We start from the raw sequence: 24,599 nt of genomic DNA on the forward strand, positions 1-24,599 counted from the left end.
ACCTCCTTGTTTTTTTAATAGCACCACTTTTTCAAAAATGCCCTTGTACGCTTTTTGCCAAACGCAATCAGCTCTTCCTTCCGTTCTTCTGTGAGGGTAAATTCTGTCGCAAAAACTTGATTAACAGGTAAAAAGATAATATTTTTTTCGTGACGTTTTGAAATATGTCTTGCATCGTGCGCATCTTTCATCGTCTCAAAAAGCGCACTGAATAAACCAACGGCATTCTTAATTTTATTCCGTTCTCTTTCTTCGTCCTTCGGGCTCAGCTTCACACCAATTACCGGTCGTTTCTTAAGACTTTTATCATCATCAAATAGAAAAATTGGAAAGTTGCTTAACACGCCCCCGTCGACTATTAAACTGCTTGGGGTAGATTTTAATTTAACCGGCTCAAAAAAATATGGAATGCTGCAGCTCATTCGAACGGCTCTTGCTACAGAAAAGCGATTCGGGTCGATTTGATATTTAGGCAAATCATCTGGAAGAACAAGCATCGTACTGTTGGTCAAATCTGACGCAATAATACGCAGCGACTGATCAGGCAAATCAGCAAATGTACGAATTCCTCTGCTCCGCAATTTCTCAGCAATCCACTTTTCAAGCCTTTCTCCTTTATATAATCCCATTTTCCAATATAAAAACAGCCACTTTGTCAAGCTTGATGGTAAAAAAGACATTCTTTGATCTAAAAAAGACGATAACTCAATTTCATTCATCATTTCAACAATTTCTTCACTTGTATAACCGGCTGCTACAAATGCACAAATAATGGAACCCGCACTCGTTCCGGCTAACCGCCGAAAGATCAAGCCTTTTTCTTCTAGAGCTTGTAACGCACCAATCAGTGCAAGCCCTTTAATACCGCCACCTGAAAACACTCCGTCGACGTACACAGCCTCTCCTCCAAACTACCCACTCTACATTTGTAGTCAACTCAGCAACAAGTTATGATAAAAAGAAAAAAAGCAGTGACGCTATTGGCCGCTGCTTTTTTCTTATAATTTTTGCTCTTCTTCATTTCGTTTTTGTACATTGCGAAGATCTTGAATACGGTTATGATTTTCTTCAAAGTATTGAACTAAATCTCCAATACGATCAATGGAATTCCAGCTTAAATGATGTTCAATTCCTTCTACGTCATCATAAATATTTTTCTCATCTACGCCAATGATGCGCAGCAGCTGCTCTAAAAGCTCGTGGCGATAAACAAGACGTTTTCCAATCTTTTGCCCCTTAGATGTTAAAACAAGGCCTCGGTATTTTTCATAAATTAAGTACTCATCTTTGTCTAGCTTTTGAACCATCTTCGTTACAGATGAGGGGTGAACCGCCAATGCATCAGCAATATCAGACACTCGAGCGTATCCTTTATCTTCAATTAGCATATATATTTGTTCAATATAATCTTCCATACTCGGTGTAGGCATGAAATCTCCCCCAATTAATATTATGTATTGCTAATAATAAGTCATAAATGTCTGTTTCTTATAGTGATATCGTGTTCATGTTTGATAATCTATGTGAAAAAAACGTGTAAATAAAGCGATGTCATAAGATAAAACGGGATAAAAGACATTCAATTAAAATCATACTACAATGCTTATTCAAATACAAGAACCGTTCGATCCCGCTTCTTATTTATGCCCCATTTTTATACATAATAAAAGCTGACTCGTTTGAGTCAGCTTTTACTAGTCAATCGTGTTCAAAATTAAAGGCCGCATTTCAGCTGTGCACCACAGTTTGTACATGTGTTGCATCCGCCCATTTCTTCTACCGTTCCTTGACGACAAACCGGACAAGTATTACCTACTTCAGAACCGATTGTTACATCAGTTGAACGAATTTCATTAATTGTATCAACTAACACAACGTGCGGTTTCGTTTCTTCTTTTGGCGCTTCAATTTCTTCATCAAACGTATTTTCTTCTGCTTTTAGCGTTAAGACTTGTGCATCACGGCTGCCGTCTACGTACACCGTACCGCCTTTTGCTCCGCCTTTATACAGACGCTCGTACACTTTTTGAACTTGCTCTACTGTGTAACCACGAGGAGCGTTTACTGTTTTACTAATTGAACTGTCAATCCAGCGCTGAATCACACATTGCACGTCCGCGTGAGCTTGTGGTGCAAGTTCCATAGCTGAAATGAACCATTCAGGAAGGTTGTTTGGATCTGCATCTGGATGCTGATCTAAATACTCTTGAACGATATCAGCTTTTACTTCAATAAATTTACCTAAACGGCCGCTTCGGAAGTATGAGAATGAGAAATAAGGTTCAAGACCCGTTGATACTCCAACCATTGTTCCAGTACTGCCTGTTGGCGCTACTGTTAATAAATGAGAGTTTCGGATACCGTTCTCTTTAATGTTTTCACGAATATCTTCAGGCATTTTTTTCATGAAGCCTGTATTTGTAAATGCTTCACGTAAAGAAGCCGTTTCAGCATCTGTTTCCCCCACTAAGAACGGGAAGCTTCCTTTTTCTTTTCCAAGCTCTACAGACGCGCGGTAAGCTGTCGTTGCAATTGTTTCAAACACTTTATCTACTAACTCATTGCCTTTGTCAGAGCCGTACTCTGTCTCACAATAAATAAGAAGATCGTGAAGACCCATTACACCAAGGCCAACGCGGCGTTCGCCAAGCGCTTGTTTTTGGTTTTCTTCTAAGAAATAAGGAGTTGCATCAATAACGTTATCTTGCATTCTAACGCCTGTTTCAACCGTTTGACGTAACTTTTCAAAGTTAACAGTTTTCGTTTCTTTATCTGCCATTTGCGCTAAGTTAACAGCAGCTAAGTTGCAGACAGAGAATGGTGCAAGTGGTTGTTCACCACATGGATTTGTTGCAACAACGTGCTGACCATATGCTTGAGCATTTGTCATGTCATTAGCATTGTCGAAGAAGAAAATGCCTGGTTCAGCTGAGTACGTTGCACAAATATTAATTAAGTTCCATAGCTCTTTTGCACGGATAGTACGATACGTACGAACTTTGTTTCCTTGTTTTGCCCATTCGCGCACATCGCCTACTTCGTGCCAGTTCTCATTGTAATTAGCCATTTCTTCTTTTGAATAGCTTTCTACGTCTGGGAAGCGAAGTTCGTATTCTCCGTCGTTTTCAACAGCATCCATGAAATCTTTTGTTAAGCATACAGAGATGTTTGCTCCTGTTAAAAACTCTGAGTTATGAACGCTGTACGTTCCGCCTGTTTGCAGCTTTTCTTCTGCATCTTTAATGATTTTTTCACTGAACCCACCAAGACCAGGAATTTGTTTATAGTTAATGATTCCTTGGTACATCGCTTCTTCAGACTCTGTTAGCGGCGTGAACTTCAATTTATCTTGTGCATGCTTTTTAATCATTTCGTCATTTGTGTTTTCAATTAAGAAACGTAAAATGCGAGGGTTTTGCATTTTAGAAATAATAAACTCTACAATGTCAGGATGCCAGTCGGCAAGCATGATCATTTGGGCCCCCAATTTGTTACTCTTCGTTAAGAAGGGTACGGTCATTTCTGCCGTACTCTTACACTTTCATGTAAGATCAGACTATATCATCAAAGAAGAAAATTTCTCATATTTTCGATTCAGTTTAATGGTTCCATGTTTGTATAGTTCTTTTCCAAGTAGTTTAATTTCTTTGATACTGCTAAGGTATAAGTCACAACAGCCCTGTTTTTGTGTAATACAGTTAACATTTACTGCAAATCCCTTTGACTTAAGAAATACTAGGATTTCTTTTAACATCTTAGAGTTTCCTGTGAAGCCTATTCTCGCTTTTTGATAGCCATTTCTTTCATAAACTCTGATATGACCATCTGCATCAAAGAATCCTCTTAAGTATGCCCATTGTAATTCCTCATTTTCAAAATCGATCCACTTTTCAAAGCCTGTTTTTCGAGGGCCGACTCCTAGCATTATTAAGTCATTACACATTTTAGTTGAATTGATGGTTAATGAATATTTATTCTGTTCGTTGCTAGCATTTCTTTTTCTGAATTTGATAGCATCCTCTATATTCAATTCTTCACTGATATCCTGTAGTAATTGTTTATCTTGCTCCGCTAGAACTAGGACCAACCTTTTCGACCTCTTTCTGTCGAAAACTGTTCCATCTCCAGTGATGTAACCTACTACATAAGCTTGATTAGGCGTGAGTATACTTTCAAAATAATCTTCATTATATCTATAGATTTTATTTTTTAATTTCCCTGCTTCGCCTGGTGTTCTAGCTTCAAAAAAGTGAAGTTCATCATTCCATCTTTTAATTGTATTTCGTGCTATACCTAACATTTTTGATATATCTACTTGGCTATAACCTTGATCATGTAACTTGATAACTGATTTTATGATTTCTTCTTTGTCTCGTGCCCCATAGCGACGTTGCCGTTTGCTATGGTTTACTCCTTCCTTTGCTTCCATCATAACACCTACTTTATTCACTAAAGTTTTATTACATTAGAACTTTTAGGAAGTTTCAATAGTCGTTGAACCTTTATCTTCGTTTCCAAAGACACTTGGCTGCTGATTGCCCAATCTTTCCTCTTTTCTAACCATCACGCTCATCGTTGCCGATCACGTTGTGGTGAAGAAAGCTCTAAGGGTGTTCCAGCAATTCACGAGATTACGTCGCCGGTTTGTTAACGACGCGACCCACCTTGCTCAACAAGATGCGTCAGTTTAGCAATATCATCTAACCATGAAACCGAACCAGATGATTTGCCGTTTACACCGCGAGCCAGCGTGTTGCGCGGGCGAAGAGTTGAACCATTCGTTCCAACACCGCCTCCACGGCTCATGATTTCCATTACTTGTTTGCGGTGTTCTGAAATACCTTCACGTGAATCTTTTACATAAGGCATTACATAACAGTTGAAGTACGTTACGTCCGTATCAGCACCTGCACCGTAAAGAACGCGGCCAGCTGGTACAAAGTTTAGCTGAACAAGCTCTTGATAGAACTTTTCAAACCACTCTTTGCGCTTTTCTTCTGTTTTTTCCACGGAAGCTAAGCCTGTTGCATTACGTTTTGCAATTTGCTCATAGAAGACTTCTAGAGGTTTTTCAATGACATCTAAAGAACGAGTAATTAATCCGTTTTCTGCTTCTTCAGGCGATAAAGCTCCTCTAAACTCATCTTCTACCTTGACAACAGCGGTTTTTTGCTCAAAATTAATGCTTTCCACATAGCCAAGTCCTCGTGCTGGAAATTTTGGATCTTCCTTTACGGTTAGAACAACAAAATCTCCTTCTGATAACGTTAATTTTTCCGTATCTTTAAACGCATAGCGGTCTAACATTACCAATCTTGAAACACCTTTATGAGTCAACTTCATATCCGGTGTAATCGGATGTACTTGCGGAAAGCGTTCAATATCTGAATTAAGCTTTTCAACATTCATATTCACTTTTTGATTTAACAAAACAGTCATTCTCACAACTCCTTACCTATCGAACATCTATTAAATTTATTAACTCTATTTCCTTTTAAAGGAAATAGAGTTTTTCAATCAACTATCAATAACTTACCACACGGCTTGGACGAATTCAATATATAGTATTTGACACTTATCCAAACATCTACATATAGAAGGGTGTCAAGTGAAATATTTTTTTTTTCGTAAAAAAAGTGTTTGACTTTTCTTCTCTATGCATTCTGTTAGCCAAGCATTGTTTCTAAAAATCCCAATAAAAAGTGCAACTTATAAGAAGTTGCACTTTTATCTATTTCCCATCGGCATCCGTTTAGCGCTTAAAGTTCCATTCATCCGATCCGTACTTTGTGCGCGCTAGTTCTTCTACATATGCTTCCTCTTCTTCAGACAGTGTATACGGTTCTAAATCAATATCAAGAGCAGAAGCAAATCCTTTATAAAACGCTTCTTTTGCTTCTTCAATAGAGATTTTGCGGCCCGCAATTGCATTGATGGCTACCGCTTTAGAACGAAATGCGCGCTGCATTCTTTCTTTCACGCGATCATTTGGATAATTAAACACGCTGAATAATTTATCTTCATCAATCTCTAACAGAATAGAGCCGTGCTGTAGAATAACTCCTTTTTGTCTAGTTTGGGCACTTCCAGCAATCTTGCGGCCCTCTACAACTAGTTCATACCAAGAAGGAGCATCAAAGCACACGGACGAACGAGGGTTTTTTAAGCTATTTTTTTCTTCTTCTGAACGAGGAATAGCAAAATAAGCCTCGAGTCCTAACGAACGAAATCCTTCCAGTAAACCTTCAGAGATTACGCGATATGCCTCTGTAACTGTCTTAGGCATGTTAGGATACTCTTCAGATACAATGACGCTGTAAGTAAGCTCTTCATCGTGAAGCACGCCCCTGCCGCCCGTTGGACGTCTTACAAAGCCTAGTCCTAATTCTTTTACTTTATCAAAGTTAATTTCTTTTTCAGCTTTTTGAAAATAACCGATTGACAGCGTTGGAGGGTTCCATCCATAAAAACGAATCGTAGGTGGAATTTCTCCTTTACTATGCCATTCTAATAACGCTTCATCTAACGCCATATTGTAATAAGGCGAACGGTTGTTGGAATCAATAAATCTCCACTTTGCTTTCATCTACCTCATCCTCAGCTATATGTAATATAAAAAATAAATCCGTTTTTTAGTCTACCAAAAGATTGAGCTAAGGAAAAGCAAAGAGCAACATAAAACTGCGAATTCAAATGTGGTAGTTTTTTCATTTTCGGGAAGAAATCCGCTAGATTCAAGGCGAAATCGCTTTACTTCTAATTTCATTCACTTATATAATAAGAGTATGGATTTTGTCGAAGAAAGGAAGAATCAGCATGTCAGCAATTACAGCAGTACTCATTTTACTTGGAGTAATCATCATATACTCTGTCGTTATGTTCTTTGTCCAACGTCGCATTATGAAAACGTTAACTGAAGAAGAATTCCGCAGCGGCTACCGCAAGGCACAGCTAGTTGATATTCGTGAACCGAATGAATTCGAAAACGGACATATTTTAGGCGCACGAAATATTCCTCTTTCACAGTTCCGTATGCGCATTAAAGAATTTCGTCCAGATCAGCCTGTATACATCTATTGTCAAAGCGGAATGCGCACAGGACGCGCAGCACAAATGCTTCGTCGCCACGGTGTTCAAGAAATCTATGATTTAAAAGGCGGCTTCAAAATGTGGAACGGTAAAGTGAAAAAGAAAAAATAATGGTATGTATATAGAAAAACCTCGCCTTTGGGCGAGGTTTTTTGTTAGACGTTTTGAACAGCCTGTTCTTTCTGATAGCGAAGAACTGGCTTTCTCGCTGCGAGCGTTTCGTCAAGGCGCTTCACAACCGTTGTATGGGGAGCTTCCTGTACAACTTCAGGCGTTTCTTCTGCTTCTTTTGCAATTTGAATCATCGCATCGATAAACGCATCTAGCGTTTCTTTCGACTCCGTTTCCGTTGGTTCGATCATCATGCACTCTTCTACGATAAGCGGGAAGTAGATAGTCGGCGGATGATAGCCAAAATCAAGCAGTCGTTTCGCGATATCCAATGTGCGTACGCCAAGCTTTTTCTGACGTTTTCCTGATAAAACAAATTCGTGCTTACAGTGACGGTCAAACGGCAGCTCATAGTGCTCTGCTAAACGACGCATCATATAGTTGGCATTTAACACGGCATTTTCCGTTACGGCTTTTAAGCCGTCTGGACCCATTGAACGAATGTACGTATAAGCGCGAACGTTGATGCCGAAGTTTCCGTAAAACGGCTTTACGCGTCCAATTGACTGAGGACGGTTATAGTCAAAGTGATAGCCTTGTTCTGTTTTCACAAGCACTGGTTTAGGCAAATAAGGAATTAAATCTGCTTTTACCCCTACCGGACCAGAACCAGGACCGCCTCCTCCATGAGGGCCTGTAAACGTTTTATGAAGGTTTAAATGAACCACGTCAAACCCCATATCTCCAGGACGGGCTTTACTTAATACTGCGTTTAAATTTGCACCGTCATAATAAAGCTTTCCACCTGCTGCGTGAACAATTTCAGCCATTTCTAAAATATCTTCTTCAAATAACCCCAGCGTATTTGGATTTGTTAACATTAAAGCGGCTGTATCTTCTCCTACTACGCGGCGTAAATCCTCTAAGTCCACTAAACCATGTTCGTTTGATTTTACCGTTACCGTTTCAAATCCCGCAACTGTTGCCGAAGCCGGGTTCGTTCCGTGAGCTGAGTCTGGAACAATGACTTTTGTTCGCTGCGCCTCACCATTTGCTTCGTGATAGGCACGAATCATCATAAGCCCGGTCCACTCGCCGTGAGCACCTGCTGCTGGCTGAAGCGTTACTTCATCCATTCCTGTGATTTCCGTTAAATGCTCTTGTAAATCATATAAAAGTTCGAGAGCACCTTGAACCGTTTGCTCATCTTGAAGCGGATGGATGTGCGCAAAACCAGCAATGCGTGCTGCTTGTTCGTTCACTTTTGGATTATATTTCATCGTACATGAACCAAGCGGATAAAATCCTGAATCCACTCCGTGATTTCGTTTTGAAAGCGCGGTGTAATGACGCATAATATCGAGTTCTGATACTTCAGGAAGCTCAGGCGCTTCGGTACGCACATACGCTTTTCCAAGCAGTTCTTCAGCATTAACTTTTGGCACGTCTAACTCAGGCAATGAATAGCCGATTCGTCCTTCTTTACTGCTTTCAAAAATAAGTGATTGATTTTGATTAAGCATGAAGATCCCCCAATTCATTTACAAGTTGGTCAATTTCCTCTTTTGTACGGAGCTCTGTAAAAGCAAGCAGCATGTGATTTTCAAGCTCTTGGTTATCACGGCTAAGATCATAACCGCCAATTATTTTTGAAGCTAATAACTGACTGTTTGCTTCTGTTACCGAAACAGGAAGCTTCACGACTAATTCATTAAAAAACGGTCCTTCAAATGCCACATTTACCCCTTTTGCCTTTAACGCTTCATATGCATAATGCGCTTTTGATAAATTTTGCAGTGCCATTTCTTTTACACCTTGCTTGCCTAAAGCTGTCATGGCAACTGATGCCGCTAAAGCATTTAACGCTTGATTTGAACAAATGTTAGAAGTCGCTTTATCGCGGCGTATATGCTGTTCACGTGCTTGAAGGGTTAAAACAAACCCTCGCTTACCGTTTTCATCTACCGTTTGCCCTACTAATCGTCCTGGGATTTTTCGCATAAGCTTAGACGTAGTTGCAAAGTATCCGCAGTGCGGGCCTCCAAATTGACTTGGAATACCAAATGGCTGTGCATCTCCAATGACAATATCAGCTCCGAATTCTCCAGGAGGCGTAAGTAAACCTAATGATAAAGGATTGCTTGAAACCACAAACATGCATTTTTCTTGATGAGTAATTTCTTCAATTTCTTTTAACGGCTCGATTTGTCCGTAGAAATTTGGATACTGGACAATAACAGCTGCCACGTCACTCCCCATCTCTTTTTCTAATGCAATCATATCTGTTACTCCGTCTGCTGCAGGGATTTCTACCACTTCAATGTACTGACCCTTCGCATACGTTTTTAAAACATCTTTTGACTCAGGGTGAACAGCCGCAGAGACAAGTACTTTTTTCTTTTTTGTTTGACCGGCACTGAGCATAGCGGCTTCTGCTAAAGCAGTTCCTCCGTCATACATAGAAGAATTAGCCACGTCCATCCCCGTTAACTCACAAATCATTGTTTGAAATTCAAAGATGGCCTGAAGTTCTCCTTGAGAAATTTCTGGTTGATACGGAGTATAGGCCGTATAAAATTCCGAACGAGAAATAACATGATCAACAATAACCGGCATGTAATGATCGTAAACTCCTGCTCCTAGAAAAGAAGCATAGTCTTTTAAATGAGCATTTTTAGCAGTCATACTATTTAATTCTTTTAACAGCTGAGGCTCTGAGGCCGCTTTTTTAATATTGTATTCTCCTTGAAAACGAACGCGCTGCGGAATATCTGAAAATAGATCATCAACAGATGAAACGCCAATTGCTGCTAACATTTGCTGCTGATCTTGTTCTGTCATTGGTAAATAGCGATGTAACATGTTAAATTCCTCCCCAAAGCTTACTTTGAACGTTTATAAAAAGGTGTTGAAACCACTTTTGCTTTTAAGCGTTTCTTCCGAACCTGCACTTCCACTTCTTGACCAAGCTCTGTATACTCTGCTGACAATAGTGCTAGACCGATGTTTTTCTTTAATGTCGGTGACTGTGTACCTGTTGTCACAAATCCAATTTGTTCTTCATCTGCAAATACTTCGTAACCGTGTCGTGGTATACCTTTATCAATCATTTCAATTCCTACCAGCTTACGAGGTGCCCCGCTTTCACGCTGTTCTTTTAACACTTCTTTTCCAATAAAGCTGTCTTTGTTCGTTTTTACTGCAAATCCAATTCGAGCTTCAATCGGCGTAATATCTTTTGAAAGCTCTTGGCCATATAAAGCCAAAGTAGCTTCAAAACGAAGCGTATCGCGAGCTCCTAATCCGCAAGGCAACACACCTTCATCACTGCCTGCTTCTAAAATAGCCGTCCACAAGTGAGCGGCGTCAGTTGAAGAACAATAAATTTCAAAGCCATCTTCCCCGGTGTACCCAGTACGTGAAACGAGAGCTTTTACATTCGCTACTTCTACATCATCAGCAAATGTAAATGGCTTTAACAAAGCTAAATTTTCGTTCGTTAACGTTTGTAAAACTTTTTCTGCTAAAGGACCTTGTAAAGCTAGCTGCGCAGTTTCATCAGATTGATTAACGAGCGTTACATCTCCTTGTTTGTGAGACACCAGCCACTCATAGTCTTTTTGAATATTAGCAGCGTTTACGACTAGCAAATACTCTTGATCTGCTTTTTTATAAATCAGCAAATCATCTACCGTGCCTCCGTCTTCATAACACATAGCCGTATACTGCGCTTTTCCATCGACGAGGGTAGAAACGTCATTTGTCATCGTGTGCTGAAGAAAAGCTAAGCTATCAGCTCCTGTTACAAGAATTTCTCCCATATGAGAGACATCAAAAAGACCTGCCTTTGTACGTACAGCTTCATGCTCTTCTTTAATAGAAGAAAATTGAACGGGAAGAGCCCATCCGCCAAAATCAATTGTTTTGGCACCATATTTTTGATAGGTATCATAAAGCGGCGTTTTGTGTAATTCTGTTGTCATATTTATGTCCTCCTCTTTTTCACGTGAAACTTTTCATAACGGGGAGTTTTCAAATAGTGTGGGGATCACTATGTATCCAAACAAAAAAGGACAGAAACCCCCCTACTGTATTTAGTAGGAAGTCTCTGTCCTTTTCACCTGAAAGTTTACCTATAAACGAATAGGTTTGCCTCGTGGGTGGTCTATAAACGCATAGACACTCTCCAGAGCTGCGTCAAACAAGAGTCTTTTTGCCTGAGAGATTCACAATCTTATTGCTTGCTCCTTCGGCGCTACATTCAAGTAGTCTCTCCCCGTGTCGTCATTCGCTTCTATAAAGTTGGTAAAGTTGGGCATACTACTGAAAGATGTATCTATCTTTATTCACACAATCATTTGTAAAGTGCTAATCTATTTTCTTTTTCAAATTTTCTAAATATATTTTTATCCTACCTGATTCTTATCATTTGTTCAATAAAAATTTTTTACAAAGGAGCATTTTTATCATGAAAGTGAAATTAAACATCGATGAAACATGGGAAGCAGCCTTCTCAACTAAATTGGAGCAAGACGGCCCTTGGTCTGTATGGGATTTGTATAAACTTGCCTATGAAATAGAAGACCAAACGCTTATCTCAGAATTTGAAGGACTGCAAAGCCCAAAACATCTAGCTGATTTAACGCCGCTTCCTCATCAGCTCGAAGTAGCCAAACAAGTAGTTGAAACAATGAATGGGAAAGCCATTTTAGCAGATGAAGTAGGACTGGGAAAAACGATTGAAGCAGGGTTAATTTTGAAGGAATATATGATTCGCGGACTTGTTAAAAAAGTTCTCATTTTAGTTCCAGCTTCGCTTGTTTCACAGTGGGCTATGGAATTGAATCAAAAATTTTATATTCCCGCAGTTCCTCAAAGAAAATCATATGTGTGGGATCAGTGCGACATCGTTGTATCTTCAATTGATACAGCAAAACGTTCTCCTCATCGAGAAATTGTGCTTGAACAAGACTACGATCTCATCATCATTGATGAAGCTCATAAACTTAAAAACAACAAAACAAAAAACTATGAATTTGTGCAAAGTCTAAAAAAGAAATTTTGTCTGTTGCTAACCGCAACACCGATTCAAAATCGAATTGAAGAAATTTTTAACTTAGTCTCTCTTTTAAAGCCTGGCCATCTCGGCAATAAAGACTATTTCGAAGAATTATTTTCCGCTAAAAAACGCTCTTTGCAAAACGATGAACACTTAAAAGAGCTTGTTAACAAAGTTATGATTCGAAATCGCCGCCACGATACGGGTATCGAATGGACGAAGCGAATTGTTCAAACCATTCCTGTTGAATTCTCGCCAAAAGAACGGGAGCTGTACGATGCGATTACATCTTTTAAAGGAAACGGATTCCACCCTTCAAGCGCTTTTTCAATTTTAACTCTGCAGCGAGAGGCCTGCAGCAGCCGTGAAGCAGTGTATATGACATTAAAAAACATGCTGGAACGTCAGGAAGATCAAAACAGCGCATTAACGGAACATATGATTACGCCGTTAATGGAACTACTTCAGCAAGTGCCTCAAAATGCAAAAGCAGAAAAAGTGCTAGAGCTAGTTCAGAAAATTGATGATAAAGTCATTATTTTTACTGAGTACAGAGCAACTCAACTGTATTTACAGTGGTATTTAAAACAGCATGGAATTACCTCTGTACCTTTTAGAGGCGGATTTAAGCGAGGTAAAAAAGACTGGATGAAGCAGCTTTTTGAAAGCCACGCGCAAGTATTTATTGCCACTGAAGCAGGCGGAGAAGGAATCAACCTTCAGTTTTGTCATCATATCATTAACTATGATCTACCGTGGAATCCAATGCGTCTAGAACAGCGAATTGGAAGGGTCCATCGTTTAGGTCAAAAACATGATGTTCACATTTACAATTTAGCCATTCAACATACGGTCGAAGAACATATTTTAAAATTACTGTACGAAAAAATAAACCTTTTTGAACGAGTTGTTGGAGAGCTAGATGATATTTTAACAAAGCTTGATTTAAAAAATATCGAAGAGCATATTCAGGATATCTTATTTCATTCACGGAGTGAAGGAGAAATAAAAATCAAGATGGAGAACTTGACGTCTATTATTCAATACGAAGACAGCGAGGAGGATCAGCATGCAGCAAACTGATATTCATCAATTTTTAAAGCGTTATTTTCTAGCTAATAATTGTTCTATTGTCACAGAAACACCGTCTTACCTGACGGTTCAATTAACGATTGAACTCGATAAAGAATTGATGAATCGTCCATTTTATTGGCACTATATCGAAAAGACGGGAGGAGAAGCAACTCCTGCTTCGCTCACTTTCATTACAGACCCAGCATTTGAAGACGATTCCGTTCAAGGAGAACGAATTCATTTTGGTTCACCTAGACTGCACCAAATTTTCGCTTCTACTCAAAAACTAGGCGGGTTTATTCACTTGTATGAACAAGTTGCATCAGCTCAGCCAACAAATCAGCCTTTACACCCTTGGCTTGCATTAAATATTAAAGTCTCGTACAAATGTGATCGTAAAAAAGATGAGCTCTTGTCGCTTGGCATTAATTTAATAAATGGACAAATTATTGAATCATTTCATGAATTAATCGTTAATCAAAATCTGTCATCTAAAATCTCAGACTATTGCTTTACTCTCTCACCTTTTATTAAACCTAAAAGTGCCATCGCACGACTCACATCATATGTGACTGACTATGTTAAAACTCAGCCAACTGAATGGGCTGAAAAAGCGCAAGAAAGATGGTATGAAGACTTAGCGCTTCTTGATCATTTTTACGAAACAGCAGAAGAGCTGCCAGAAATATATATGACCGAAAAAACAGCGCTTCAAGAACTGTACGAGCCGACTATCTTGTTTAAGTTTATAAACGGTGGCTTATTTTACATATCGCCTGAAACGATGTCTCGTCAATTTAATAAAACACAAGCCGGTTAAAAAAAAGATGAGCATATGATATGCTCATCTTTCTTTTTTCTTTCGATACCACAGCATAAACGACAGCGGAATCATTCCAAACCATCTGTTTGCAAAAGGTGCTCGCTCTTCTTTTTTTTGAATCTTTTTCGTTTTCCTCTCTTCTTTTGGCTGATCCATATATTGTACAAATTGCTGAGTCATATATTTCACATAATCATTCGTTTTCATATAATCATCTCCTCAGCACTATTATATCCGGAGAGAAAGAGACTTAATCCGTCCATTTCACAATGTGCTGATCCTTTTTTTGAATATATGCCGTTTCCGTCAATGCTCTTCCTTGCAATGTTTGACACTTTATTTTCAGAATAATCATCTGTTCATCTTCACTTACTACTTCGTATGAAACCATACCAGTTTCTAATACTAAAGATGCAGATGGAGATTTATTATGTTCTCTTATTTCCTTTTTCACATGTACAACTGCGTTTTCTAAAAGATGCTGCAGACGATTTTTCTGCTCTACTTCTTGATAAAATGAACTTTTCGTCACAAAATAAGTGGTTTGCTGAGCTACTAACAGAAGAAAAAGAGCACAAAATGCCAAAACAACCGGAAGAATAAATCCTTGCTCATTATGTTTCATGAGCAAGCATCAAAAACGTCGTAATGGTTTCTTCTCTAACTTTGTTAACACCGTCTGTTGAACGAATCAACAGCCTTTCTTTTTGCTGTTCATACATAATATTCTTAATGTGCTGCAGCACAACTTCATGACCGCTTTCATCCACTCGTCTTCTTATCTTGTCTTCGTAGCGTTCATAAGTGATGACCTGATTATTTTCCATTTTCAACGTAAGCGTAGTCTCATGAATTCCCACTTCTTTTGCTTCTCGATATTCCATAGCAAGTTGATTCACAAAAATTTCCCACTCCATTTCATTCATACTAAAATCCGGATTATATGTTTGCTTCGCTAGCGGAATGATAATGGGGAAAAATGAAACAATGATCAAAAAAAGAGTAAAACTGACTAACATCTCTACAAGCGTAAAGCCTTTTTCCCTTTTCACTTCAACATCACATCACACTTCTTTTTCATTTTCTCAGCAGAATCTTTCCATTCTACACAAAGCTTTTGAGCACTTTCTCCGTTCCACTTCAGATAAAACGCAACGTTTTCTTTTACGATTTTTTCTCGCCGTTTATATCCTGCTTCATATTTATATTTCAATAGCTCTTCGTGCAAGATAGCGTCAGCTTGATACGAAACATATTGCTTCTTTTCCGCTTCCTTCATCTGAACATACAAAGGAATAATTGTACCGGTTAGGAGTAAAAGCATGCTAAATGAAACAAGCATTTCTAACAAGGTGTAGCCCTGCTGACCCTTACATCTTGTCCACATAAAAACGCCCTCTGCCTATTTGAAAAGTAACTTTATATTTAAATTTTTGATTGCTGATAAAAATGGTCTTCGCTTGAGAAATATTGCCGTTTTTGTTGTATTGTATCGTGGAATTGCCGCTTCCAAACGTGATTTGAATGGTGGAGTCATAGGCGCGCTTATAAAGAACGGCACGAGAATCAGAAACAATATATTCTGTTCCCTTCGGTGCGAAGTTAATTTTAATTGGGGATTCTCGGTTCATGGCTGTCTGCTGCACATAAAACGTGTCGCTTTGCAGCTGTCGCAAAAATAATGTGATTTTGTAATATTCCACAAGCGGCCGAATGGCTACAATAATGGAAAACATCATCACTTGCACAATAAATAAAACCATCAGCATCTCAATGAGGGTAAATCCTTTTTGCTTAAGAAGAACCACTAGCTGTAACCTTTCCGGTACCGTCAATTTGAATAGCTTGACCATTTGGACACACGGTGCCTTCTTTTAAGTAGCCTCCTGCTTCAAGCTCTTCTAGACTTGGTTTTTCGCCATTTTCAAGTTCGTATACTTGTACCTCAGCCTCTACGGTTTTGACAAGAGCTGAGCAGCCTTTGTTGTTAATAACCGTATTATGCTTTAATACATTTGGAATCATAATGAGCAAAAGCACGGTAATAACGAGCATAACAATGAGCATTTCAATAAGGGTAAATCCTTTATCACCTTTTAGAATCATATTCTTTCACCTTTCTACAAGCTCGACATCACTTCTAACATCGGAAGCATAACGGACATATACATAAGCAGAATGACGATTCCGATGAATAAGAATGTAAGCGGCTGTACATATTTTAAAATACGAAAAATAAATTGTTCCATTCTTTCCATCATAAATAGACTGTAATCATACAGTTCTTGAGAAAGCTCACCGTTCTGCTGGCCATGCACAATAACGTGAGCCAAGTCTTTTTCATAATGAGATTTACCTGAAATGATCTGATCTAATCGCATTCCTGAGGAAAGTTGATCTGTAAAAGCAAAAGCTTCCACTTGAAAAAACGGATGATGCTCTTGCTTTTGAAAAAGAGCAAAGCATTCATAAATAGATAAACCACCATTTAGTAAATTGCTCATATGAACAGAAAAAAAGTACGAGTTAAATAGCCGTGTGAACGTTCGGATAACGGGAACTCTCATAAAGAGCTGCATTTGAACTACTGGAGGCAATTTTTTAATGTAAATCACATAAAACAAATACAGGATAATTGGCATACTGATGACTGCAGGTAACACAAAAGGAAAGAATGACATCGCCTGCATAAATAAGAGGATAAACGAAGACTGCTTGTTTCCAAAGGATAAGTACAGAGCTTCAAACTGTGGAAGTAAAACCGTACTTAAAACAAATAAAATGGAAAGAATAAACAGCAGTAGCAATACGGGATATTGAACAAGCTTTTGAAATTTTTTACGATGCCTTACTTTTTCTTCAATCATTGAGCTGCTTTCTTTTAAAGCAAACTGAAGATTTCCATGCTGTTCCGCAAAATATAAATAGCTTAAAATATCACGGTGAAACTGAAGTTTAACAAAAGCATCGTGCAAAGATTCTCCACGTTTTAACTGCTCAAGACATTTTTCAATATCCGTTTTTTCTTTGTTAGATACTTGAAACGTCAAAAACGAAAGAGCTTGAGAAAGAGTATATCCTTTTTCCAAGAGCTTAGAGACCTGCTTAAGAATTTTCGCTTGCTGAGCAAGAGACCACCTTTTTTGTCTATTTGTCTTTATCCCCATCCGTCTAGCGAATGCGGATATAAATAGCCTAGCGCGATTCCTTTTAGAATAACATCTCGGAGCGTCTTATAATCATAATCCGCATTTTCTCCTTTCACTTCTCTCATCACTGCGCTAAGCTCCTTGCCATAAAGCAATTCGTATATGCTGGACTGACGATGCTTTCTCATTTTTTTACAAGCGGGATGGCATTTTCCGGAACACAGCGGACAGCGAATTTCTACAAGGCGCTGTGCAGCTACTGCTACAAGAGTCTGTTCCATTTCTTGAAAGCTAACGCCAAATTCAAGCAGCCTGTACAAAGATCCTTTTGTATCTTTAGTATGCATCGTTGTCAAAACCAAGTGTCCGGTAAGCGCTGCTCTCACAGCAATTTTGGCAGTCTCACTATCTCTTATTTCTCCCACCATGATAATGTCTGGGTCATGGCGCAATATAGCTTTTAAACCAGTCGTGTACGTAATCCCCGCCCGTTCATTTACCTGTACTTGAAGCACGGTTTCACTCGGTTTTTCAATAGGGTCTTCTAGTGTAATAACATTTCGATTAAAAAGATGCTTTACTTCGTGTAAAAGAGTATATAGAGTAGTGGTTTTACCTGATCCTGTAGGACCGGTAAAAATAATTAATCCATGAGAGAATTTCAAGAGAGAAATAAGCTTTTTAGTATGTTCAGGAAAAAGAGATAAATGTTTGAGAGATGTAGATTGTTGATGAGGCAAAAGCCGAATAACAAGACTTTCATCATGAGAAGTAGGAAGAGTTGATAAACGTAAATTTACTTGATAGTGATCAAGGGAAGTGGTCAATGCACCATTTTGAGGTTTTCTTCGTTCGCCAATATCCATTCCCCCTAAAAATTTAAAATGCGAAATGAGCCGTTCAGACATTTCCTTTGAAATAACCCTCTTTAAAATAAGCTCTTGGTCAATTCGCAGCTGAATCACAGCATCTTTCTTTCGGGGCACAATATGCACATCAGAACTTCGGCACTCACATGCATCTCGTATAATGTAAGTCGCAAACTGTTCAATTTCGGTCAAACGATCATCGCTCCTTTATTTGTAATAAAGATGATTGTCAAAACATCTAGAAACAGTAATTTCGACCTTTTTCGAGATTTTCCTTCTTCTTTTTTCATTTTTTATAATTTTTTTAGTATACGTTTCTTTTCTTCGCTTCAGTCCTTGTACACGATGTACAACTTCTGTACACCTCTAAACGACTACATAAAAAAAGACAACGTGATGTAAAACTCTACGCTGTCGTTTTATGCGTTATTTACTGAATTGAGCTTCTTCATCATGTACGCTTAGACAACTAGAGAAGCAAGACTTGTTTTTTTCTTGACTAAATTTTTAAGAGCAGATTCGTTATAGCCTACTACAAGCTTTTTGCCATCTGTTAAAATGGGTCGGCGAAGCAAACGAGGATGTTCAATTAATAGATTGACCACTTCTGATAGTGTCATGCTATCCACATCAACATTTAACTTTTTATATTCTTGACTTCTTTTAGCCAGAAGTTCATCCATCCCTTCTGTGGTCATAGAAAGAAGTTCAAGCATTTCTTTATGAGTAGGTGTTTCTCTGAATAAATGACGCTCTTTAAAATTTACATCTTCCTTCACTAGCCACTTTTTCGTTTTACGACAAGATGTACAGCTCGGGTACGTATAAAATTTAATTTCTTCCATATGAAACCCTCCCGTTTTTTAGTTATAGGTTGTTTATATACATTGTACACGTTTTGTATAACTTTTGTATAGTATTTTGCACATGTTTTGTATAACTTTTTTTCTTCTGTCGTATTTCAAGGAAAAGATAGCGTTTTCAGGAAAGAAAGGATGTATTATAATGGAAAAGTATCGATATAGTTTCATAAGTGTTTTCTAGTGCTTACACAGCGATGACATTCATCATGACACTAACTAAGTTTGATAAAGGAGGAAATGGACGTGGAACGAATGTACCGTGTAATGGGGTTCTGGACAGCAATTTTCACTGTAATGTTTTACCTCGGTCACATGCATAAGACTTCTTTACTCTTTTTAGCTCAAACAGGCTTTTTTGTAATTCTTAGTTATTTAAAGCTGTCTGAAAGAATGTACATTTACGTTTTCGGAGCATATTTGACCGTCTTTTTTGTGGGGTTCACGTACTGGTCAACTTTTATGATGACACCAGGACAGTAAAGAGAAAAGCGATGGGCTTCCATCGCTTTTTGTATTCTTAAAAACCATTCAGGAAAGGATTTTGATCCATTTCGTGTCCCACAGTTGTTTCAGGTCCGTGACCGCTTAGTACAAGCGTATCTTCTGGAAGGGACAGCAATTTCGATTCGATGCTTTCTAACAGCTGAGCTTGATTGCCTCCAGGTAAATCTGTGCGTCCAATGCCGCCTGCAAAAAGCGCGTCACCAGATACTACAAAGTTACCCGGTTTGAAATAATATGAAACGCTGCCAGGAGAATGGCCAGGCGTTTCGCACACCTCAAATTGGAATGAACCAATTGTTAAATTGCCTTCGACTGAAATAATATCGGTTGCATCTGGAGCCGTAATTTCTCCTAAATCAAAAAATTTCGACCCGTTTAAATCACTATTATGAAGCCATTCTTTTTCATTTTTATGTACATAAAGCGGGATAGAGTAGTGATTCATCACTTCATCCACTCCTCCAATGTGATCAAAATGAGCGTGTGTCAGCAAAATAGCTAACGGTTTATACGTTTGTTTTTCTAGAAATTCAACGAGCTGTTTTCCCTGAGCTCCCGGGTCAAAAACTAAACATTCTTTTTTTTCGTTAGCAACGACATAACAATTCGTTTGAATCGGTCCTAGCGGTATACGATGATAGTTCATAATGTATCCTCCTTGTAAAATTTATTTCCGTTATATGCATTATCATACACACATCATCTTATAAATGAAAGTAAGGACCTTTCTAAGCTAATAAGGCGAAAGAAAGATTGGTTTTCATCTCGACAAACGGTTAGAAAAGTTTTACAATTAAAGGGATAAGCTAATGATAGCGCTTTAATTTTAAGTTGCCTAAAGGAGGTTTCTTCGAGTGGGTCTTATGATTATTTTTGCACTAACAACATTGCTAGGCGTATTTGCAGCTATTTCATCTTTTAGAAATAAAAACATATTAGGCATTGGTTTTTCGGTACTAACATTCGGTGTGTTCGGATGGTTTACCGTGATGACCATTATACATCACGGTTATCCGGCGGTACATCATTAAAAAAGCCACGCAAAGCATATGCTTTGCGTGGCTTTTCAAATAGATAGATATTCCATTGCCGCAACTAAAATAGCCTTGGTCGGATTATATACGCGCGATATTTGAGATAAAGGCAGCGGATTAATTCCTTTCCCCAGTTCTAAAGTGAACCCTAGCTTTTTCTTTTCTAAAATAAACCAATCCTTAAATCCAGCGTGACTATCAATCGTTTTGACTGCTTTATAACCGCTTACCCTTTCAAAATAACTGGCTATTTCCTCCGCTTCCTTCGGCTCTTCATTCATATACCCCCAGTAAAATTCTTCTCCTTGGGTATGTAAAGCTATCACACAATCAAAATCATGACGCTCAACGAGTTTTACCATTGCCTGCGCTTCAGGTTCAGACAGAGATTCATAGCCTGGAAAGTCCCGATAATGCGGAGCTTTAGGTTCTTTGCGCTTTTTTTCAATTTCCCAATAAGCCGGAAACTGATTGTTTAAGTCTACCCCTCGGATATTTGCTTTCCAGCTTTGAAAATCAGGAAAATCTCTTCCTATTTTAGAAAGAAAAGACGCATAAGGTTCACTTACAGCAGGACCTTTTAAGACCAGATCTACTCCGTCTGGATTAACAATTGGAACCGCAGAAAGCGTAATTTGATTAAAAAGAGCTCTTGCTTCCTGCCCGTTCAACGCCTGATCGTAATGAAGAGCAGCTAAATAATCTTCAACAAACTGTAGAAGAACATTTGTCGTAATCCATTCATTGGCATGAAAAGACGCATTAATATGAACTTTTCTTTCTCCGTTTCCAATTAAAATATGAGGAATCGGCTTTCCAAGCACGCTGCACCCTATCCATTCAAGAGAACCATAGGGATAGTACGTTAAAAGTGTTTGGATATCTTGTATTGTTCGCGTGTAATCGTAGGGCTTTTGGATATCTACAATTTGCATAATCTTCACTCCTTTACACTATGTATATGTAAAGATTGAAAAGATGCATGATAAAAAAGCACTTTGACTAAATGTCAAAGCGCTTTTTTATCTCAGTTAGATTCTTGCTTATTATTCAAAATAAGATTTAACTAACCAAGCTCCTCCAATAATTCCCGCATCGTTTCCTAAAGTAGCGATTGCTAGTTCAGCACCTTGCGCTACGCGAGGAAATGCAAAACGTTTGAAATAATCTCTTACCGGTGCAAGTAATACCTCGCCTGCACGAGACACACCGCCGCCTAGAACGATCTTCTCAGGGTTTAATGCATTAGCAGAGTTTGCTAGTGCTAGACCTAAATGAAAAGCAACTTTATCTACAACATGCATAGCTAACTCGTCTTTTGAACGAGCTGCATCAAATACATCTTTAGAGGTAACTTGTCCATTTTGTTCTAACACTGTGCGAAGCTCACTTGGTTTGTCCGTTTCCGTTAATTCTTCCATTGTTAAACGTACAATTCCAGTTGCTGAAGCAATTGTTTCTAAACAGCCGGTTTTGCCGCAGTTACACGGTGCCCCGCCTTCAGGAATAGAAGTAATGTGCCCGATCTCACCAGCGGCTCCATTTACGCCTTGTACAATTTCACCGTTTGCAATGACGCCACCGCCAACGCCTGTGCCAAGCGTAACGCAAAGTAAATCTTTTGCTCCGTCTCCAGCACCCTTCCACATTTCTCCAATCGCTGCAATGTTTGCATCATTGTCTACTACAACAGGAAGAGAAGTTTCTACTTCCAAGATATCTTTGATAGGGAATTTTTCCCAACCTAAATTGACAGCTACTTCAATCGAACCGTTTGCAAAGTTGACAGGCCCCGGTGCACCAATACCAATTCCTACTAACCTTGATTTTACTTCTCCAAGATCGTTTAACTTTTTATCAATTGCTTTTGCAATATCCGTTGGAATTTTACGGCCTTGCTCGCTCACATCCGTATTAATTTCCCACTTGTGAATGATTTCTCCATAATGATTAATAAAGGCCATTTTTATTGTTGTACCGCCTAAATCAACTCCAACTAACCATTTGTCATCCATGTTCATTCATCCTTTTTCTCTTTTTGTTGTTTTAACTCTCGACGAAGCAAAAGAATTGCCATTTGGTAATCACGTACATCAATCAAGTTAGACTGATATAACTCTTTTACTTCCGCTTCCATCAGCTCTAAATCAGCAATACGATTGCCCACGTATATAAAAATGCCGAAGGACTTTAATAATTGTTGTACATCATATAACGTATTCATTCTGTCACCTTTATCCTATTTTCTAGGTGATATGATTCATTTATTTTGAGATAACTCAACAGTCATTCAGTCATAAACAGCGGCCGTATTTAACGCCCACTGCTAGGTCTACATATTAATATTCTAGTAAACGTTCTCACAATAGTAAAGTATAAAATATTAAATTCGTCATTCAACAGTTTTAATTTCCTAGCTCTCGCTTCAGCTTTTCGTATTTTTCATTTTGCGGTTCAAGCGCAATTGCTTTATCGATATTTTGTGTGGCCGCTGGAATATCATTCAGTTTCATATTCACCAGAGCTAAATTGTAATACGCCTCATGAAAAGTTGAATCATACTTTACAGCCTGATTCAATTGCTGTTTAGCTTCTTTATAATTTTCAAGATAAAATTCTGCGTTAGCACTGACGAAATACACGTTACTATTTCCTGTTCCTTTTTCAACAAAAAGCTTAATGGCATCTTTTGCTTCTTCATACTGCTTCTGCTGAAGATACGTAGCCGCTACGCTGAGTGCATAGGGCTCATCTTGATAAACAGAACGCTCATGATATCCATAAAAAAGCAGACTTCCTACTAATAAAAGCGTGCAAATGAAAGCCGGAATCTGAATATACAGCTTTTTTTGTTTCGGTAAACTGACGATGCTCGCAGCTAAAAATCCGCCAACCAAACCGCCAATATGCCCTGCATTATCGACGTTCGGCGCAACAAATCCAAAAATCAAGTTAATCACAATGATTACAATGAAACTCGATCCTATTGTTCGAAAAAAGAAACGTGGATTTGTTCTTGCTAAAAACAGTAAAGCTCCAAAGCAACCGAAAATGGCCCCTGAGGCTCCTGCGGAAATAGACGTATTCCATATAAAACTTCCTAGAGATCCTGCAAACCCGGCAAATATATAAATAAAGACAAAACGCCCGCTGCCATATATCCTCTCTACAAGCGTTCCTAAATAATACAGGGCTACACTATTCATAAGCAAATGCAGAAATCCTATATGCAAAATTATAGGTGTAAAAAAACGCCACCATTCGCCTTCAATAATTAAGGGGTTGTATTTAGCTCCGTATTGAATCAGAGTGAGCGTATTTTGTGTACTGCTCTTCCACTCCAGAAACAGAAACATTAAGATTTGCAGCGCCAAAAATATATATGTAAAAATAGGCTTCCCGTATCCAGCTATTTGCTGTTCTTCGCTTTGTTTTTTCTGTACAAAAAGCACAATTTTATGTTTCCACTGTTCTATTCGCTGTGCTTCTTCTTGGGAAGAGAAATTGTCTGCGCTTTCTAATGTAAGACCCAACCGTTCGAATAGAGGTTCATAAGCGCTTGCTTTCTCTGCCGTTAATTGTTCAACGTAACTATTCACTTTAGAGGGACTTGGCGCACTTTCTAAGGACTGCTCTGTATAAAAAGGATCAAAATCAGCAAAGTAAATCGTGTTAAGAGTAAGCGTTGATTTACCTCTCTGCTTTCGCACATTTTCAGCTCTTTGTAATGCATACAATACATCTTTTTGCTGCTCAACGGCTGATTTAAAATTCCGGCGGACTATGCGGACAATTGACTTATCTTTGCGATGCGAAGATTGAAACCATAGCTCTGAAGCATCAGCTTTCATCGAAATCAACTCATATGAAGAATGGCCAAGCAATTGCTGTGCCAGCTGCAAATAATAAAAATCTTGCCTAGACAAATAGTCACCTCCTCATGCTCTCTATATGTAAAGATGGCAGAAAGCCAGGAAAAAAGCAACGATTTTCCCTTTTTCTTTTTCTACAAAAAAACACCTTA

General features: G+C 38.6%; 26 protein-coding genes, 2 pseudogenes and 1 riboswitch. Of the genes and pseudogenes, 5 read left to right on the forward strand and 23 right to left on the reverse strand.

The annotated features are described in order from the left end of the window. Positions 1-14 precede the first annotated feature (14 nt). From LJC66_RS22735 to LJC66_RS22760, 6 genes and pseudogenes are all read right to left on the reverse strand, one after another. Positions 15-896: a patatin-like phospholipase family protein gene (locus tag LJC66_RS22735; RefSeq protein WP_016765549.1), complete on the reverse strand. Its 882-nt coding sequence runs from the start codon at positions 894-896 to the stop codon at positions 15-17. Positions 897-998: 102 nt separating this feature from the next. Then, the gene (gene mntR, locus LJC66_RS22740; RefSeq protein ID WP_230933588.1) at positions 999-1,430 is read right to left on the reverse strand and encodes a transcriptional regulator MntR; all 432 of its coding nucleotides are present in this window, start codon (positions 1,428-1,430) and stop codon (positions 999-1,001) included. A gap of 284 nt (positions 1,431-1,714) precedes the next feature. Beyond that, positions 1,715-3,493 (reverse strand): annotated as a pseudogene (locus LJC66_RS22745) (vitamin B12-dependent ribonucleotide reductase); the annotation flags it as partial. A 63-nt stretch (positions 3,494-3,556) separates the two neighbouring features. Continuing rightward, the gene (locus LJC66_RS22750; RefSeq protein WP_230933589.1) at positions 3,557-4,432 is read right to left on the reverse strand and encodes an LAGLIDADG family homing endonuclease; all 876 of its coding nucleotides are present in this window, start codon (positions 4,430-4,432) and stop codon (positions 3,557-3,559) included. Positions 4,433-4,650: 218 nt separating this feature from the next. Next, positions 4,651-5,439 (reverse strand): annotated as a pseudogene (locus LJC66_RS22755) (ribonucleotide reductase N-terminal alpha domain-containing protein); the annotation flags it as partial. A gap of 313 nt (positions 5,440-5,752) precedes the next feature. Continuing rightward, positions 5,753-6,586, reverse strand: coding sequence for a lipoate--protein ligase family protein (locus LJC66_RS22760; RefSeq protein WP_013085005.1), 834 nt, complete (start codon positions 6,584-6,586; stop codon positions 5,753-5,755). A 230-nt stretch (positions 6,587-6,816) separates the two neighbouring features. Between LJC66_RS22760 and LJC66_RS22765 the strand changes: the two genes are divergently transcribed. Then, complete coding sequence (locus tag LJC66_RS22765; RefSeq protein WP_013085006.1) at positions 6,817-7,200, forward strand: rhodanese-like domain-containing protein; 384 nt, start codon at positions 6,817-6,819, stop codon at positions 7,198-7,200. A gap of 44 nt (positions 7,201-7,244) precedes the next feature. Here LJC66_RS22765 and gcvPB read toward each other — a convergent pair whose 3' ends face one another. Genes gcvPB through gcvT form a run of 3 tightly spaced genes read right to left on the reverse strand, consistent with a single transcriptional unit; the run spans position 7,245 to position 11,183 of the window. Continuing rightward, positions 7,245-8,723, reverse strand: coding sequence for an aminomethyl-transferring glycine dehydrogenase subunit GcvPB (gcvPB, locus tag LJC66_RS22770; RefSeq protein ID WP_230933590.1), 1,479 nt, complete (start codon positions 8,721-8,723; stop codon positions 7,245-7,247). Next, positions 8,716-10,062 carry an aminomethyl-transferring glycine dehydrogenase subunit GcvPA gene (gcvPA, locus tag LJC66_RS22775; RefSeq protein WP_230933591.1) on the reverse strand — a complete coding sequence of 449 codons (1,347 nt, stop codon included), beginning with the start codon at positions 10,060-10,062 and terminating at the stop codon, positions 8,716-8,718. Before gcvPA ends, gcvPB begins: the two co-directional genes overlap by 8 nt. Before the next feature lie 20 nt (positions 10,063-10,082). Beyond that, positions 10,083-11,183 (reverse strand): glycine cleavage system aminomethyltransferase GcvT, encoded by a 1,101-nt coding sequence (gcvT, locus tag LJC66_RS22780; protein ID WP_050689210.1) that lies wholly within the window; start codon positions 11,181-11,183, stop codon positions 10,083-10,085. Between the two features lie 212 nt (positions 11,184-11,395). Then, a riboswitch (glycine riboswitch) is annotated at positions 11,396-11,488 on the reverse strand. Between the two features lie 180 nt (positions 11,489-11,668). Here gcvT and LJC66_RS22785 point away from each other — a divergent pair. Both LJC66_RS22785 and LJC66_RS22790 read left to right on the forward strand, forming a co-directional pair. Then, complete coding sequence (locus LJC66_RS22785; RefSeq protein WP_195695908.1) at positions 11,669-13,342, forward strand: DEAD/DEAH box helicase; 1,674 nt, start codon at positions 11,669-11,671, stop codon at positions 13,340-13,342. After that, entirely contained in the window at positions 13,329-14,153 is an 825-nt protein-coding gene (locus LJC66_RS22790; protein WP_195695907.1) for a YqhG family protein, read from the forward strand. Before LJC66_RS22785 ends, LJC66_RS22790 begins: the two co-directional genes overlap by 14 nt. A gap of 24 nt (positions 14,154-14,177) precedes the next feature. On the opposite strand, the gene LJC66_RS22795 is transcribed toward LJC66_RS22790, so the two are convergent. From LJC66_RS22795 to LJC66_RS22835, 9 genes are all read right to left on the reverse strand, one after another. Beyond that, positions 14,178-14,363: a YqzE family protein gene (locus LJC66_RS22795; protein ID WP_013059170.1), complete on the reverse strand. Its 186-nt coding sequence runs from the start codon at positions 14,361-14,363 to the stop codon at positions 14,178-14,180. A 43-nt stretch (positions 14,364-14,406) separates the two neighbouring features. Continuing rightward, positions 14,407-14,781 (reverse strand): competence type IV pilus minor pilin ComGG, encoded by a 375-nt coding sequence (gene comGG / locus LJC66_RS22800; protein ID WP_195695906.1) that lies wholly within the window; start codon positions 14,779-14,781, stop codon positions 14,407-14,409. Then, positions 14,771-15,208, reverse strand: coding sequence for a competence type IV pilus minor pilin ComGF (comGF, locus tag LJC66_RS22805; protein WP_230933592.1), 438 nt, complete (start codon positions 15,206-15,208; stop codon positions 14,771-14,773). The genes comGG and comGF overlap by 11 nt, the downstream gene beginning before the upstream one ends. After that, on the reverse strand, positions 15,205-15,543 hold the full coding sequence (locus LJC66_RS22810; RefSeq protein WP_116514861.1) for a type II secretion system protein: 339 nt from the start codon (positions 15,541-15,543) through the stop codon (positions 15,205-15,207). The genes comGF and LJC66_RS22810 overlap by 4 nt, the downstream gene beginning before the upstream one ends. Next, a complete protein-coding gene (gene comGD / locus LJC66_RS22815; protein ID WP_230933593.1) occupies positions 15,527-16,009 on the reverse strand; it encodes a competence type IV pilus minor pilin ComGD in 483 nt (160 codons plus the stop codon). The genes LJC66_RS22810 and comGD overlap by 17 nt, the downstream gene beginning before the upstream one ends. Further along, on the reverse strand, positions 15,951-16,262 hold the full coding sequence (gene comGC / locus LJC66_RS22820) for a competence type IV pilus major pilin ComGC (RefSeq protein WP_013059175.1): 312 nt from the start codon (positions 16,260-16,262) through the stop codon (positions 15,951-15,953). The genes comGD and comGC overlap by 59 nt, the downstream gene beginning before the upstream one ends. 14 nt (positions 16,263-16,276) lie before the next feature. Then, a complete protein-coding gene (comGB, locus tag LJC66_RS22825; RefSeq protein WP_269067683.1) occupies positions 16,277-17,323 on the reverse strand; it encodes a competence type IV pilus assembly protein ComGB in 1,047 nt (348 codons plus the stop codon). Beyond that, positions 17,314-18,366: a competence type IV pilus ATPase ComGA gene (gene comGA, locus LJC66_RS22830; protein ID WP_230933595.1), complete on the reverse strand. Its 1,053-nt coding sequence runs from the start codon at positions 18,364-18,366 to the stop codon at positions 17,314-17,316. Before comGA ends, comGB begins: the two co-directional genes overlap by 10 nt. Before the next feature lie 269 nt (positions 18,367-18,635). Continuing rightward, positions 18,636-19,019 carry a Spx/MgsR family RNA polymerase-binding regulatory protein gene (locus tag LJC66_RS22835; RefSeq protein WP_013059178.1) on the reverse strand — a complete coding sequence of 128 codons (384 nt, stop codon included), beginning with the start codon at positions 19,017-19,019 and terminating at the stop codon, positions 18,636-18,638. Between the two features lie 261 nt (positions 19,020-19,280). On the opposite strand from LJC66_RS22835, the gene LJC66_RS22840 reads away from it, so the two are divergent. Continuing rightward, positions 19,281-19,517 (forward strand): DUF2626 domain-containing protein, encoded by a 237-nt coding sequence (locus LJC66_RS22840; protein WP_013059179.1) that lies wholly within the window; start codon positions 19,281-19,283, stop codon positions 19,515-19,517. Positions 19,518-19,554: 37 nt separating this feature from the next. Here LJC66_RS22840 and LJC66_RS22845 read toward each other — a convergent pair whose 3' ends face one another. Next, positions 19,555-20,187 carry an MBL fold metallo-hydrolase gene (locus tag LJC66_RS22845; RefSeq protein ID WP_195695903.1) on the reverse strand — a complete coding sequence of 211 codons (633 nt, stop codon included), beginning with the start codon at positions 20,185-20,187 and terminating at the stop codon, positions 19,555-19,557. A 208-nt stretch (positions 20,188-20,395) separates the two neighbouring features. Between LJC66_RS22845 and LJC66_RS22850 the strand changes: the two genes are divergently transcribed. Continuing rightward, positions 20,396-20,572, forward strand: a complete 177-nt coding sequence (locus LJC66_RS22850) for a DUF2759 domain-containing protein (RefSeq protein ID WP_013059181.1) — start codon at positions 20,396-20,398, stop codon at positions 20,570-20,572. 35 nt (positions 20,573-20,607) lie between these two features. Here LJC66_RS22850 and LJC66_RS22855 read toward each other — a convergent pair whose 3' ends face one another. The 4 genes from LJC66_RS22855 to LJC66_RS22870 form a co-directional block, all read right to left on the reverse strand. Next, entirely contained in the window at positions 20,608-21,510 is a 903-nt protein-coding gene (locus tag LJC66_RS22855; RefSeq protein WP_230933596.1) for a M14 family metallopeptidase, read from the reverse strand. A 111-nt stretch (positions 21,511-21,621) separates the two neighbouring features. Beyond that, the gene (locus LJC66_RS22860; RefSeq protein ID WP_013059183.1) at positions 21,622-22,590 is read right to left on the reverse strand and encodes an ROK family glucokinase; all 969 of its coding nucleotides are present in this window, start codon (positions 22,588-22,590) and stop codon (positions 21,622-21,624) included. Between the two features lie 2 nt (positions 22,591-22,592). Further along, on the reverse strand, positions 22,593-22,799 hold the full coding sequence (locus LJC66_RS22865) for a YqgQ family protein (RefSeq protein ID WP_195695901.1): 207 nt from the start codon (positions 22,797-22,799) through the stop codon (positions 22,593-22,595). Positions 22,800-22,980: 181 nt separating this feature from the next. Beyond that, on the reverse strand, positions 22,981-24,501 hold the full coding sequence (locus tag LJC66_RS22870; RefSeq protein ID WP_230933597.1) for a rhomboid family intramembrane serine protease: 1,521 nt from the start codon (positions 24,499-24,501) through the stop codon (positions 22,981-22,983). Positions 24,502-24,599: the final 98 nt, after the last annotated feature.

It is taken from the genome of Priestia sp. TSO9, assembly GCF_021029645.1.
Classification (GTDB): Bacteria; Bacillota; Bacilli; order Bacillales; family Bacillaceae_H; genus Priestia; species Priestia megaterium_E.